Below are 13,526 nucleotides of genomic sequence, written 5' to 3' on the forward strand. Positions count from 1 at the left end.
ACCTTGAGCATAGATTTGTCTTATCAAGATACGGTCTTAATAATGCTTATAGCCGACAACCTCAGCATCGTTTTCCGCAATACCGAAGATGACACCCACCTCATCGCGGTAAACGGGATTGACTTTAAGGTCGGACGCGGCCAGACGCTAGGTATCGTTGGCGAGTCTGGCTCCGGGAAGTCGGTTACTGCTTTCTCCATCCTGCAACTGCTTGACCCTGGTAAAACGATCATAGGCGGCAGCCTGCAGTTCGATAACCAGTCGCTTCTGGATATGCCTGCGGATAGCATACGCAACATCAGGGGTAACAGGATCGCCATGATCTTCCAGGAGCCTATGACGGCGCTGAACCCGGTGTTTACCTGCGGACATCAGGTGCAGGAAGTCATAACCCTTCATCAGAAAATGGGCATACAGGCAGCGAAAGAGAAAACCCTGGCCTTGTTTGCCGAGGTACAACTCCCCCAGCCTGAGCGGATATTCAGCAGCTACCCGCACCAGTTGTCGGGCGGGCAAAAACAGCGGGTGATGATTGCCATGGCGCTGAGCTGCAACCCGGAACTTCTGATTGCCGATGAGCCGACCACAGCGCTCGACGTGACCGTGCAAAAGGCTATTCTGGAACTACTTGCGCAACTGAAAAAGCAGCGAAACATGGCCATGATTTTCATCTCGCACGACCTGGCGGTGGTAAGTGAAGTGGCCGATGAAGTGGCGGTGATGTACCGGGGCAGCATCGTTGAGCAGCGGGCGGCGAGGGAATTGTTTGCCGATCCGCAGCATCCTTACACGAAACACCTTATTGCCAACCGGCCTGCCGCAAAGATCGACTTAAGGGCAGAAACTGCTGCGAGGCGCCATGACTTATATCGGCAGACTCCTCTCCTCGAGATTAAAGCGCTGAATACCTGGCATGCCGGCAGACAGGGCTGGTCGGGTCCCGCAACCTACGTTAAGGCGGTAAATGACCTGAGCCTCGACATCTACCGGGGCGAAACGCTGGGTCTTGTGGGCGAGTCCGGATCGGGCAAGACCACACTGGGAAGAAGTATCCTCAGGCTGATAGAGCCTAAATCTGGCAGTATCCTGTTTGGGGGTGAAGACATCAGGCGGTTCCGCGGCCGGCAGATGCGACAAATGCGCCGCGATATGCAGATCATCTTCCAGGATCCCTACTCCTCCCTCAACCCGAACCTAACCGTGGGCCGGGCACTCACCGAACCCCTTGAGGTTCACGGCCTGATAGGAAACCGCAAAGCGCGAAGAGCATATATCTTGTCCCTGCTGGAACGCGTAGGACTCAATGCCACACACTTCGACCGTTATCCGCACGAGTTCTCCGGCGGACAGCGCCAGCGTATCGTGATTGCCCGTGCGCTCGCCTTGCAGCCAAAGTTTATCATCTGCGATGAATCGGTTTCAGCCCTCGATGTATCGGTGCAGGCCCAGGTGTTAGACCTGCTGAAGGAGCTGCAGGCGGAAATGGGCCTGACCTATCTGTTCATCTCTCATGATCTCGCGGTAATAAGGCAGATCTCCGACCGCATTGCGGTGATGAAAGCTGGGAGAATTGAGGAGATCGGCTTTCCGGAGCAGATCTTCACAGACCCCAAGACCGAGTACACAAGAGGCCTTATTCAGGCTATTCCGGGCAAAGATGCGTTCTAAAAACCAACAAAGTATCGGTTGAAATTGTTACCTTCGAAAACATTCATTGTTTTTAAACTTTGAAAAATTCACATGTAAACTATGGCAAAGAGAAAATCGTCCCAGCTGGAACTGGTGTTAACACAGTTAATCAGTGACGTGCTGGAGAAAAACAATAAGGAGCCACTTAATTATAAGCAAGTATCGGCCAAACTGAACATCACAGATCCGGCTGCAAGGGAAACCATACTTGAGGTACTTAGGGAACAGACAAAAAAGGGTGTATTTCTTGAACCTCAAAAGGGCAAGTTCAAATTGAAAGACCTCAAAACCTTCGTGACCGGCACTATAGATATGACTACTGATGGCTCTGCTTTCGTGATTCCCGATGATGAGTTTGAAAAGGATATTTTTGTGTCGGCCCGTAAGCTTCATACAGCCCTGCATGGCGACAAGGTAAAGGTGTATATCTACGCCAAAAAGAGCGGGCGCAAGAATGAAGGGGAAGTTGTAGAGATTCTTGAGCGGGCACGACTCGACTTTATCGGCGTGATCCGGATATCGGAGCGGTTTGCTTTTGTAAACGCTGACGACAGGAAGATGCTCCACGATATTTTTGTGCCCCTGGCCGACCTGAACGGTGCCAGGAACGGGCAAAAAGTGCAAGTGACCATTACAGAGTGGCCTGAGAGCGCTAAAAACCCTATTGGGCGGGTAACTACCATTCTGGGTGACCAGGGTGAGAACAATACAGAAATGAACGCCATCCTCGCGCAGTATGGTTTTCCGCTGGAATTCCCACCAGAGGTGGAGAAGGAAGCCAACGCCATACCTGAAGAGGTGTCGCCTGCCGATCTGGAAGGCCGAAAGGACTTCCGGGATACGGTAACCTTCACGATCGACCCTGCCGATGCCAAGGATTTTGATGACGCTATTTCCTTTAAAAAACTGGACAATGGGCATTATGAGATCGGCGTGCATATCGCGGACGTTTCGTACTACGTGAAGCCCAAGAGTGCGCTCGACAAAGAGGCGTATGCCCGGGCGACGTCGGTTTACCTGGTAGACCGCGTGATCCCGATGCTTCCAGAGCGGCTGAGTAACGGCGTTTGTTCGCTGCGCCCCAACGAGGATAAGCTGTGCTTTGCAGCGGTATTCGAACTCGATGATCAGGCAAACATCATCAACGAATGGTTTGGTCGCACAGCCATCCACTCCAACCGGCGCTTTAGTTACGAAGAGGCACAGGAGATCATCGAAAATAAGTCGGGCGAGTTTTCTGAGGAGTTGCTTAAACTGAATGAGCTTGCTTATGTGCTGCGCGACCGCAAATTTAAGAACGGCGCAATCAGTTTTGAAAGTACAGAGGTAAAGTTTAAGCTGGACGACACGGGCAAGCCTATTGGCGTGTATGTAAAGGAACGTAAGGATGCGCATAAGCTGATCGAAGATTTTATGCTGCTGGCCAACAAACGTGTGGCCGAATTTATCGCTAAAAAGGGCAAGGGGAAAAAGAAATATACCTTCGTATACCGCTCGCACGATGCACCTAACCTTGAAAACCTGGGCAATTTTGCAGCCTTTGCATCCCGCTTCGGTTACAAGATCAATATGAAATCGGAAAAGGAGATCGCCAAGTCGCTGAACTTCATGATGGAGGATGTGGAAGGTAAGAAGGAGCAGAATGTGCTGACCCATCTGGCTATACGTTCGATGGCCAAAGCGATCTATACCACCAAGAAGAGCAGTCATTACGGATTGGCCTTCGATTATTACACGCATTTTACATCCCCTATAAGGCGTTATCCGGACGTCATGGTACATCGACTACTGGCCGACTATTTAAACGACGGGAAATCGGCTAATATGGAAGAGTACGAAACTGCAGCTTCGCATTCCTCTGCTATGGAGAAAAGAGCAGCCGACGCTGAACGTGCGTCGATCAAATATAAGCAGGCGGAATATCTGGAGGAAAACATCGGGAATATCTACGCGGGCATTATTTCGGGCGTTACGGAATGGGGCATGTACGTGGAAATTGTGGAGAACAAGTGTGAAGGGATGGTGCGGCTGCGTGATATTGCAGACGACTTCTACGTACTGGATGAGAAGAATTATTGCATCGTTGGCCAGCGTAAAAAGAAAAAATATCAGCTGGGCGATGAGGTGAAAGTTAAAGTTAAAAAGGTAGATTTGGCGAAGCGACAAATAGACTTTTCATTAATACAAGATTAGATCCTTGAGACAAGATAGTTTACACTCCCCTGCGGAGTTACTTATACACATTGAACAAGCAATAAAAGAAACAAAATATCCTTCACAGCCCGCCTCGCTGTACGAACCGATAAGCTATATTATGGAGCTTGGCGGCAAACGTTTGAGGCCCATTATGCTCCTCATGGCCTCAGAGTTGTTTAACGGGACGGTAAAGGCTGCCCTGCCAGCCGCAATGGCCATTGAGACATTCCATAATTTTACCCTGATCCACGACGACATCATGGATAATGCTCCGCTGAGAAGAGGCAAGCAAACTGTGCACGAAAAATGGGGCACCAATACAGCCATCCTGAGCGGCGACGTGATGATGGTAGAAGCAAATAAGCATATCACGGAGGTGCACGCGGGCGTGCTTAAAGCCGCGCTGGACACCTTTAACGCAACCGCACAGGGTGTATGCGAAGGTCAGCAACTGGATATGGAATTTGAAAGCCGCGATGATGTGAGTATCGCCGAATACTTGAATATGATCAGACTTAAAACGGCTGTACTTGTTGGCGGAGCGATGAAATTAGGGGCCATCGTAGCGCATGCCAGTAAGGAGGAGGCCGATCTTATTTACCAGTTTGGCGAATCCCTGGGTATTGCCTTTCAGCTACAGGACGACATTCTGGATGTATATGGTGACCCAGAGAAATTCGGCAAGCAGGTTGGCGGGGATATTTTGTCGGACAAGAAGACGTATATGCGTTTAAAACTGCAGGAACTCGCCTCAGCAGAGGATCTGAACCAGCTAGACGGCTTAAAGCATGATGGTGATAAAGTAAACAAGGTTACCGCCTTGTATAACACCTACAACATCAGGGAAGAAGCTACGGCTATCATGAAAAAGTATCTGGATGATGCCTTTGCCGCGCTGGAAAAGATTAGTGTAGACAATTCCAATAAGGAACCGCTAACAATGCTGGCTAACCAGCTCATGTTCCGGGAAAGCTAAGATCGATATTCCGAAACGAAAAGCACAGCGAAAAAAAAAGGGATCCGGTAAAACGAATCCCTTTTTCTTTGGATCTTTATACTTATTCTGCTGGTGCAGCTTCAGTTTCTGTAGACTCGGTAGCTGTTTCAGCTTTAGTAGCCTTTTTTGCAGGCGCTTTTTTCGCTGGTGCAGCCTCTTCAGCTGGTGCAGCTTCAGCAACCGGAGCGGCAGCCTTCGCAGCTTTCTTAGCCGGAGCAATCTTTTCCACAACCTCTTTAACTACTGCAGTTGGCAATACAGAAACGTATGATTTGTTGTCTTTCTTCTTTTTGAAAACTACTGTTCCGTCAACCAGGGCAAACAAAGTATGGTCTTTACCAATACCTACGCCTTTATCTGGATGATGCTTTGTACCGCGCTGACGCACTAAGATGTTTCCAGCGATAGCTTCCTGACCACCAAAAACCTTGATACCTAAACGCTTGCTATGCGATTCACGTCCGTTCTTCGAACTACCGGCTCCTTTTTTATGTGCCATGTTGATTTATGTTTTATAATTACCTGCTAAAGCCGATAATCTTGTGTTAACAATTCTTATAAACTGATACCAGAGATCTGGATTTTGGTGAAATACTGACGGTGTCCGTTTTTCTTTTTGTAACCTTTTCTGCGTTTCTTTTTGAAAACGATTACTTTATCACCTTTTAAATGAGACACGATCTTAGCTGAAACAGTCGCACCTTTCAAAGCAGGAGCTCCTACAGAGATTTTACCACCATCTTCAACCAACAATACATTGTCAAATTCAATACTAGCGCCCTCATCTCCTTGTAAGCGGTGTACAAAAAGGTGCTGGTCTTTTGCAACTTTGAATTGCTGCCCTGCTATATTTACTATTGCGTACATTGTTAAATAATTTGTATTTTAAATTGTTTCTTTTTAACGAGGTGCAAATATAGATTTAATTTTCTAAAAGCACAACACGAACTTATTTATTATATCGTATCTCCGCATCGCTGATGCTTTGCCTAACCAACTTGATCATTTGTCCGGCTACATCACGCAGTTTAGGGATCTCGTTATAGTCGGCCATAAACGTCACCTGTTTGCTTTTTCTTTTGTAGTTAAACCTGATTTCGTGACGCAGTACACGCGGCGACTTCAGATCGGCACCGGTATTGGCGATCACCTCAGGAAAATTCCACAAACCCAGTTCATTTGCCTTATTGTGCAGATAGATAATATCATTCTGCCGCAACTTCACGTTGGTTCTAACCACAGAATCCCTTACGTTCACGTAGATATATTCCCCGGTAGCAGAATTATAGGAATTTTCCAGCTTATCCCCTACTCCCCATTTGTATTCGATTGATTCAAACTCGGCCGACTTGAATGGCGCGTTCCGCAGCATCGGCGTGTAATAGATCACACAATAGATCAGAAAAGGAACGACTATTGTGAACAGTATAAAAATCTTCTTTGCTCTTGAACTCATATGCTAAACCTCGTTATTCACCTCTGCATCCGGATTGTATTCCCCTTCCCACTTCGCGATGACCACCGTAGCCAGACAGTTGCCGATCACGTTTAAAGACGTACGCCCCATATCCATCAGTTCGTCGATTCCCAGAATTGCTGCAATAATGAAAGTAGGCAATCCGAACTGGTCGGCCGTAGCAATAAGAATAATCAGCGAAGCCCTTGGAATAGCGGCAACACCCTTGCTCGTAATCATGAGCGTAAATACAATCAGCAGTTGCTCGCCGAACGACAAATGCATTCCGGCAGCCTGGGCTACAAATATCGATGCCAGCGAGAGATACAGCGTGGTGCCATCGAGGTTGAAACTATATCCGGTGGGTATTACAAAAGAGACGATTTTACGCGGTACGCCAAACTTCTCCATAGCATTCATGGCCTTTGGCAATGCCGCATCAGAACTTGTGGTGGCAAAGGCTATGGAAACAGGTTCCTTTATGGCATTAATAAACTTGATCACGGGAATTCTGAGGTAAAGCGCGATTGGCAGAAGTACCAGCAGAAGGAAGGCCAGGAGTGCCACGTAGAGTGTAGCGACAAGCATGAACAGGTGCATCAGAATATCGACGCCCATATGCCCTACAGTATAGGCCATGGCAGCGCCCACGCCTATCGGCGCAAAGTACATGATTACATTGGTAAACTTGAACATGGTCTCCGAAAGGCTCTCACAGAAGTCCACCATCGGCTTGCGTTTTTTTTCATCCACCATGGCCAGTCCTATACCGAAGATGACCGAGAAGATCACGATCTGCAGGATCTGTGCATCATAGATGGACTTAGCGATATTCTCCGGAAATATATTCCGGAAAAATGCGAGCGTTTTATATAGCCAGTGCACATTCGACGGAAGGCTTTGAAGCATACTCTCATCGCCGGCATCTTTTACCGGTTTGGGCAGCTCATTGTGCGGCATGTTTTCGATTTGCACCCCTACCCCCGCCTGGGAGATGTTGATGGCCGCAAGTCCGATGAAAAGCGCGATGGTCGTGGCACAATAGAAATAAAGCATAGACTTCCAGGCCATGCGGCCAACCTGTTTAAGATCGGAATGCCCCGCTATGCCATATACAAGCGTAGCAAAAAGAATTGGACCCACGATGGTCTTTACAAGCTTAATAAAGCCCTTGCTCAATGGCTGAAGCGCGATGGCTACACTGGGATAGTCTATGCCCACAAAAACGCCAAGCACCATACACACCAGGATCCAGGTGGTCAGGTTCTTCTTCAGAAAGGCAAAGAACAGCAGTTCCAGTCCGAGTATCCACCTGGTCGCCATCATGACGTTTTCGGGCACGTACACGATATTAAATTCCTTAAGTACACCAAGGATAACTGCTATGGTAACAAAAAGGAAGGTAATTAGTCCGGCGCGACCTCGTTTCATAAATGAGCCATTTTTTAGCACGAACAAAAGTAATTAATTGCGGTAAGGGAACAAACATTTATTAATTTTGCTCACCAGCAGGTTTGTAACAATTAAAATATCCGCGCATCAAACAACTGCAGAGTAGCATTAATGGAGAGCAAAGACCACTTATTTAAACAGATTTTTGACACAAACTCAAAAAAAATCTTCCATTTGTGCTATGGCTACACGGGCGATAAAGATGCGGCCAATGATCTTCTACAGGAAACCTTCCTAAAAGTGTGGCAAAACCTCGAAAAGTTCAGAAACAAATCGCAGATCTCCACCTGGATATACCGGATAGCGGTTAACACCTGCCTAACCTACCTGAGGTCGGAGAAAAGGCAGGCGAAGGACGAACTGACAGATAACATCATAGAAACGCGCGCTGAGGAGCATTCAGAAAAAAACGAACAGATCGCCTTGCTGTATCAGTCGATAGCCAAACTGGAGGAAAACGACCGATTTATTATTACCATGGTGCTCGACGAGCTGCCTTATGCCGAGATCGCTGAGATTTCCGGGATCAGTGAAGGCAACCTGCGTGTTAAGATTCACCGGATAAAACAAAAGCTAACAGAATTATACAATCAGCATGCAAGAATTTGATCACATACAGTCGCTTTGGCAATCACATTCTGTTGAAACAAACATTTCGTCTGATGAGATGCTTGCGCAGGCAAAAAAGGAAGTTTCGGCAATAAAGACCCGTTCGCTGCTTAATATAATCGGCATGCTTGTCTCCTTTGCTGCATTCCTGTCACTCTTCCTGTTTTTCAGCTTCGATTCCTGGACAACCCAGGCCGGACTGGCCATTATCGCCATGCTTACCGGTGTATACACCTTCATCTTGTATCTTGATTACCGCATCATATCCCGGACTGATTTTACGGCAGACCCGGCTAGCTTCCTGGCTTCCCTTAAAGCGTACCAGCTCAACAAATTTACCCTGTACAATAAACTTTACTGGGTTTACCTGGTCGGACTCTGCCTCGGATTCGGACTGTACGCCTACGATATGCTAAACCACTTCAGCATCCTTTGGCAAGCCCTGATCATCGGCTTTATCGTACTCTGGGTTTCACTCAGCGCCACCATCCTGCGCAAGGCTTATCTTAACAGGGAGAAAGAACGACTGGATCAGCTTATGGACCTAATAAAAAAGTCACCCGGTGAAACCGAATGACTTTAATTATTAACTAACCCAAATCTAAATTTATCCAAACTTACTTTGAGTTTCCTGCTTCAAATATAGATTAATTAAACGCAAATTGCATAGGTGAAAATCACCATTAAAAGATCGCTATATGCGATTAATCTGAGTGACAGTCCATTTGCCACTCTTGGCTTTTTCGATGGTTAGATAGTTCTGCTGAACAAATTCAGGATATTTGAAATCGACCCGGACCATCATCATACAGCCATTGTCGGAGATCACCTCGTGTGAGGCTTCACAGTTGAGCTTCATACCCCCGGTTTTCTTATAAAAAGAAATCAGCGCATTTCTGGTGTGCTTGATGGTCTGGTCCTTTCTGTTCACGCTCATCACAGCATCATCGTGAAGGACACGTTTGAACAGATCGGCATCACCATTGGTATAGGCAGATACGAAGGCCTCTATTACGGTGCTGCAGCTTTCGTTTACGTTTTTCACAGGTTTTTCGGGGCCGGCAACCGCGGCAGTATACACAATGCCCAGCATCATAGTATACATCAAAATTCTTCTTTTCATATAGAGGGTTATTTAATTTGCACGATACTGTCCAGGTGTAATGTTGAAAGATGAACGGAACAGCCTGATAAATGAGCTGGGACATTCAAAGCCTACCACATCAACGATCTGCCCAACAGTGTAGTCGCTATGCTTTAAATAATACTTGGCATGCTGAAGCCGCAGGCTTCGCAGATACTGATAGGGCGAAGTATGGTATGCGCGTTTAAAGTTTCGGAGCAAATGGTTCACGGACAGGCAGGACGCTATGGCAATATCCTTCAGGCCAATGTTACGGTGGTAGTTCCTGGCCATGAAATCCCTTGCCAGATCCAGCCGCCGCTGAATCTCCGAGTCAAAATATGTCTTTTCCATACGCTTTCATTTTTGTACTATGCAAATTTACAGCGTGTTGAATATTTTATGCTCCCCCCTGAAGGGGTATATTTGCATCACCCTAAAGCGGTATATTTGCACAACGATGAAGAGAATACTGGTCCTTTTTACTGTGATGCTGCTGTGTACCGAACTGTTTGCACAACGGTATAACTTCCAGCAATTCGATATCGAAGACGGACTTACGCAGTCGCAGATTACCTCAATCATTCAGGACAAGCAGCGCCGGCTCTGGGTTTCGACCTTCGGCGGCATAAGCTCTTTCGACGGCAGACACTTTGCAAACTACGGCCGGACCAATGGCCTGAACAGTAACTTCACCCTTTCGTTGAGTGCCGGTGGGGACGGCAGCATTTATATCGGAACTGCCCGGGGGATAAACCGCTTAAGCGGTAATCGCATTTACGACTTCAAAACGATCAGGGGCTGGACAAGCAGACTGGCGGCCGACCGCACAGGCAACATTTACGCCATCAGGAACAAGCAGGTCTATGTGCTCAGGGGCGACAAAGACAGCCTGATCAATATTTCCGGATCGCCTTCGGAATCGGTCACGAGGATCCGCGCCGACCATAACGGCACGCTCTGGGCCAGTGTATACCAGCAGGGCATTTTCAAGTTCGAGGCCGGAAAATGGCAATCTGTGCTGGGCAGGGAGCTGGTAAAGGACCTGATCGTGACCGATCTGCTGCCCGACCGCTTCGTGACCGGTAAGTTATGGATCCTGACGGGCGACAGGCTTTATATCTCCGAACCCCTGGTGCCACTGAAGGCACATCCCAATACCAGCATACGCGGCATGTCTATGGCTCAGGACGATAAGGGAGCCCTCTGGATTGGTGCGCCGAACGGAGCATACTACATCTCCGGTGGGCGCAGCATACATTTCAACTCGTCGAACGGCTTCACCAGCAATATGGTGAACGACGTTTTTAAAGACGCTGAAAACAACATTTGGTTTGGCACAGACGGCTCAGGTCTGTTCAAGTATACCGACAATGGCTATGTGACGTTCGATGAAACCCAAGGCTTGAGCAACCGTATCATTATGTCGCTTTGCAACGGACCAGAAGCGGGTACGGTTTGGCTAGGCACGCCGACGGGCATCTTTGAATACAAAAGAGGGCGGCAGATTAAACCCATCCGGATGCCCGGTCCGGCCGAATCGCAGCGCATCAACTTCTTGTTTACCGACAGCAAGGGCAACATCTGGATAGGCACGCCGGGAGGAGGCCTGTGGGTTCGTAACAAATCTGGTCTGCGGCGGGTCGACAAACAAGGCCCGGGCCTTGCATACAATGCTATTATGGAAGATTCTTCCGGTACCATCTGGCTGTCGACCAACTACGGATGCCTTAAGCTTGACGCTAAAACAGGTGAGCTTAAGCGCATTATTGAGCAGTTTGGCGGCAGCTTACTTGAACTCGGTAAGGACTCCGTTATCGCCGGAACGCAGGACGGAGCATTTTTAGTAACGGACGGACAAAAAGTTAAGCCCCTAAAGTTGGGCCTGCTGCAAAGCGCCTCTGTGTTATGCATGCTGCGCGACGGCGACCATGTGATCTTTGGAACGGCTGACTATGGACTTATCATCTGGAACACGAAAACAAATGCCTTGAAGATGATCAACACCAAGAGCGGGTTTCTTTCGGACCATATTTACAGCATCCTGAAAGACCGCAGAAACGTGATTTGGGTAGGTACAGGCAAGGGCATAGCGCGCTTGAACGGAGCTTTCGAAGTACTCAGAGACCATCCCGGTTCCGGGCCTATGGTGGAATGCAACCAGAATGCCATCCTGCAAACGGCGGATCACATCTGGATCGGGACGACAAAAGGCGCGGTGGTGTACCGTATCGATCCGGCAAGTACATCTCAGGTACCGCCCCATGTGTCGGTCGACTCCGTGGTGGTAATCCCGAATTACGAGCAGGGCGGCCCCGCTGGCGTCCAAAAGACTGCTTACAAAGCCAATTATAGAAGAAGTGGCTTTCGTCTGCCCTTCAACCACAACCACATCAACATCAGCTATACGGGCATCTATCTTCGGAATCCGGACGCCCTGAGCTACCAGTACAGACTTGTCGGCTCAGACGCCAAATTCAGTCAGCCAACCAACAACAGCACCATTACCTTCAGCGCCCTGCCGCCCGGCGAATATACCTTTGAGGTAAAAGCCATCACGAAAGACGGGGAACTGGCGTCAAATACGGCAAGCTTCAGCTTTGTGATAGAAACACCCTATTACCAGACGGGCTCGTTTAAAGCACTGATGATACTGCTTATCCTGGGGCTGATCGTGGGGGCAGTTTATGTAATCATACAGTTGAACGAACGTCGTAGAAAATTGCGGCTTAAGATTAAACTGGAAGAGCAGTTTAAGGTGAGGAAACAGACCGCGGAAGACTTTCATGACGACCTTGGTAACAAACTGACGCGTATCAACGTCCTATCAGAAGTTTTATGCAGTATGATAGCGCCAGAAGACACCGAAAAAAGAACCGTAATTGCCAAAATCCGTAAAAATGTAGATGAATTGTACCTTGGTACACGGGATATATTATGGTCGCTCAACCCCAAAAACGACGACCTTAGTCAGCTCCTTAACCGCATCAGCGAATTTGGTCAGGAAATGTTCAACGATACACCGGTAAATTTCAGTTCAGAGATAAACCTTGATAAGCGCGATGAAAAGTTGTCGCTCCCTGTAAGCCGAAACCTGATGATGATCCTGAAAGAATCTATTAACAATATTCTTAAGCATGCTAAGGCCTCCGAAGTAGTCTTCACCGCGGTGGTAGAACAGGACACGCTGAAGATCATGCTGGAAAACGACGGACCAGGCTTTAATCTGGAACTCGCCAAAGAAGGTCACGGCATCAACAACATGTATGTACGCGCCAAACGTATCGAGGCCAGACTGCACATTAGCTCGGGTAGCGAAGGGACCAAAACCTGCCTCACCATCCCTTTCACTAAGTTAAGCCGTTTGAAAAATGTATAAAGACAGCACAGCCAGGATTGTAATTATTGAAGATGATGAAACCATCCGCGAAGGATATACTTATCTCATCAATCACAATTCGCCCTACACGGTTGTCAACGCCTATCCCTCATTCGACAGCGCTAAAGCCAAGATCGTAAAAGATGCGCCCGATGTAATTATTCTCGACATACAATTGCCCGGAACCAGCGGGATAGAAGCCCTGCCTGCACTTAAGAAACTTCTGCCGCATACCTTCGTGATTATGCTGACGGTATACGATACAGAAAAAAGCATCTTGGATGCCCTGGCAAATGGCGCTTCGGGCTATTTCACGAAAAATACTCCGTCGGCCAAAATCATAGAGGCCATTAAAGATGTGCTTCAGGGCGGCGGTCCTATGAGTCCGGATGTATCAAAAACCGTGATCCTATCGCTGCAAAAGAACCAGAATTCACCACTTACCAAACGGGAAACCCAGATTATAGACCTGATAGCCCGGGGTAAAGACCGCTCGCAGATTTCTGCTGAGCTCTTTATAGATATAGAAACGGTAAAGACCCATATCAAAAACATCTACCTCAAACTGGATGTCAATTCCAGAGCAGACGCCATCACCGTTGCCCGGAAAAACAAGTTGATTTGA

At 47.9% G+C, this 13,526-nt stretch carries 13 protein-coding genes; 7 read left to right on the forward strand and 6 right to left on the reverse strand.

Annotated features, from left to right (window positions below; translation table 11 throughout):
* Positions 1–42 precede the first annotated feature (42 nt).
* The 3 genes from QEP07_RS05470 (at position 43) to QEP07_RS05480 (ending at position 4,861) form a co-directional block, all read left to right on the forward strand.
* A complete protein-coding gene (locus tag QEP07_RS05470; protein ID WP_285008950.1) occupies positions 43–1,668 on the forward strand; it encodes an ABC transporter ATP-binding protein in 1,626 nt (541 codons plus the stop codon).
* An 81-nt stretch (positions 1,669–1,749) separates the two neighbouring features.
* Entirely contained in the window at positions 1,750–3,882 is a 2,133-nt protein-coding gene (rnr, locus tag QEP07_RS05475; protein WP_285008952.1) for a ribonuclease R, read from the forward strand.
* Between the two features lie 4 nt (positions 3,883–3,886).
* A complete protein-coding gene (locus QEP07_RS05480; RefSeq protein ID WP_285008954.1) occupies positions 3,887–4,861 on the forward strand; it encodes a polyprenyl synthetase family protein in 975 nt (324 codons plus the stop codon).
* Positions 4,862–4,943: 82 nt separating this feature from the next.
* Here QEP07_RS05480 and rpmA read toward each other — a convergent pair whose 3' ends face one another.
* The 4 genes from rpmA to QEP07_RS05500 form a co-directional block, all read right to left on the reverse strand.
* Positions 4,944–5,381, reverse strand: a complete 438-nt coding sequence (rpmA, locus tag QEP07_RS05485) for a 50S ribosomal protein L27 (RefSeq protein WP_285008956.1) — start codon at positions 5,379–5,381, stop codon at positions 4,944–4,946.
* Between the two features lie 56 nt (positions 5,382–5,437).
* Complete coding sequence (gene rplU / locus QEP07_RS05490) at positions 5,438–5,749, reverse strand: 50S ribosomal protein L21 (RefSeq protein WP_008241463.1); 312 nt, start codon at positions 5,747–5,749, stop codon at positions 5,438–5,440.
* An 82-nt stretch (positions 5,750–5,831) separates the two neighbouring features.
* Positions 5,832–6,338, reverse strand: coding sequence for a hypothetical protein (locus tag QEP07_RS05495; protein WP_256004705.1), 507 nt, complete (start codon positions 6,336–6,338; stop codon positions 5,832–5,834).
* A gap of 3 nt (positions 6,339–6,341) precedes the next feature.
* Positions 6,342–7,769 (reverse strand): dicarboxylate/amino acid:cation symporter, encoded by a 1,428-nt coding sequence (locus tag QEP07_RS05500; protein WP_285008958.1) that lies wholly within the window; start codon positions 7,767–7,769, stop codon positions 6,342–6,344.
* A gap of 132 nt (positions 7,770–7,901) precedes the next feature.
* On the opposite strand from QEP07_RS05500, the gene QEP07_RS05505 reads away from it, so the two are divergent.
* Positions 7,902–8,399 (forward strand): RNA polymerase sigma factor, encoded by a 498-nt coding sequence (locus tag QEP07_RS05505; protein ID WP_256004698.1) that lies wholly within the window; start codon positions 7,902–7,904, stop codon positions 8,397–8,399.
* Positions 8,386–8,976 (forward strand): hypothetical protein, encoded by a 591-nt coding sequence (locus QEP07_RS05510; protein WP_256004694.1) that lies wholly within the window; start codon positions 8,386–8,388, stop codon positions 8,974–8,976. Before QEP07_RS05505 ends, QEP07_RS05510 begins: the two co-directional genes overlap by 14 nt.
* Positions 8,977–9,093: 117 nt before the next feature.
* Here QEP07_RS05510 and QEP07_RS05515 read toward each other — a convergent pair whose 3' ends face one another.
* Complete coding sequence (locus QEP07_RS05515; protein WP_256004690.1) at positions 9,094–9,522, reverse strand: nuclear transport factor 2 family protein; 429 nt, start codon at positions 9,520–9,522, stop codon at positions 9,094–9,096.
* Between the two features lie 12 nt (positions 9,523–9,534).
* On the reverse strand, positions 9,535–9,876 hold the full coding sequence (locus tag QEP07_RS05520; RefSeq protein ID WP_256004686.1) for a helix-turn-helix transcriptional regulator: 342 nt from the start codon (positions 9,874–9,876) through the stop codon (positions 9,535–9,537).
* 106 nt (positions 9,877–9,982) lie between these two features.
* Here QEP07_RS05520 and QEP07_RS05525 point away from each other — a divergent pair, with 106 nt between their 5' ends.
* Together QEP07_RS05525 and QEP07_RS05530 are read left to right on the forward strand one after the other, a co-directional pair.
* A complete protein-coding gene (locus QEP07_RS05525; RefSeq protein ID WP_285008960.1) occupies positions 9,983–12,901 on the forward strand; it encodes a ligand-binding sensor domain-containing protein in 2,919 nt (972 codons plus the stop codon).
* Positions 12,894–13,526 (forward strand): response regulator transcription factor, encoded by a 633-nt coding sequence (locus tag QEP07_RS05530; RefSeq protein WP_256004680.1) that lies wholly within the window; start codon positions 12,894–12,896, stop codon positions 13,524–13,526. The genes QEP07_RS05525 and QEP07_RS05530 overlap by 8 nt, the downstream gene beginning before the upstream one ends.

The organism is Pedobacter faecalis (assembly GCF_030182585.1).
GTDB lineage: Bacteria > Bacteroidota > Bacteroidia > Sphingobacteriales > Sphingobacteriaceae > Pedobacter > Pedobacter faecalis.

What these genes read in the sequence shown, in the direction of transcription:
- QEP07_RS05530 (WP_256004680.1), top strand. Translation starts at nt 12,894, where the DNA reads ATGTATAAAGACAGCACAGCCAGGATTGTAATTATTGAAGATGATGAA.
- QEP07_RS05525 (WP_285008960.1), top strand. Translation starts at nt 9,983, where the DNA reads ATGAAGAGAATACTGGTCCTTTTTACTGTGATGCTGCTGTGTACCGAA.
- QEP07_RS05510 (WP_256004694.1), top strand. Translation starts at nt 8,386, where the DNA reads ATGCAAGAATTTGATCACATACAGTCGCTTTGGCAATCACATTCTGTT.
- rpmA (WP_285008956.1), bottom strand. Translation starts at nt 5,381, where the DNA reads ATGGCACATAAAAAAGGAGCCGGTAGTTCGAAGAACGGACGTGAATCG.
- rnr (WP_285008952.1), top strand. Translation starts at nt 1,750, where the DNA reads ATGGCAAAGAGAAAATCGTCCCAGCTGGAACTGGTGTTAACACAGTTA.
- QEP07_RS05500 (WP_285008958.1), bottom strand. Translation starts at nt 7,769, where the DNA reads ATGAAACGAGGTCGCGCCGGACTAATTACCTTCCTTTTTGTTACCATA.
- QEP07_RS05515 (WP_256004690.1), bottom strand. Translation starts at nt 9,522, where the DNA reads ATGAAAAGAAGAATTTTGATGTATACTATGATGCTGGGCATTGTGTAT.
- rplU (WP_008241463.1), bottom strand. Translation starts at nt 5,749, where the DNA reads ATGTACGCAATAGTAAATATAGCAGGGCAGCAATTCAAAGTTGCAAAA.
- QEP07_RS05505 (WP_256004698.1), top strand. Translation starts at nt 7,902, where the DNA reads ATGGAGAGCAAAGACCACTTATTTAAACAGATTTTTGACACAAACTCA.
- QEP07_RS05520 (WP_256004686.1), bottom strand. Translation starts at nt 9,876, where the DNA reads ATGGAAAAGACATATTTTGACTCGGAGATTCAGCGGCGGCTGGATCTG.
- QEP07_RS05495 (WP_256004705.1), bottom strand. Translation starts at nt 6,338, where the DNA reads ATGAGTTCAAGAGCAAAGAAGATTTTTATACTGTTCACAATAGTCGTT.
- QEP07_RS05470 (WP_285008950.1), top strand. Translation starts at nt 43, where the DNA reads ATGCTTATAGCCGACAACCTCAGCATCGTTTTCCGCAATACCGAAGAT.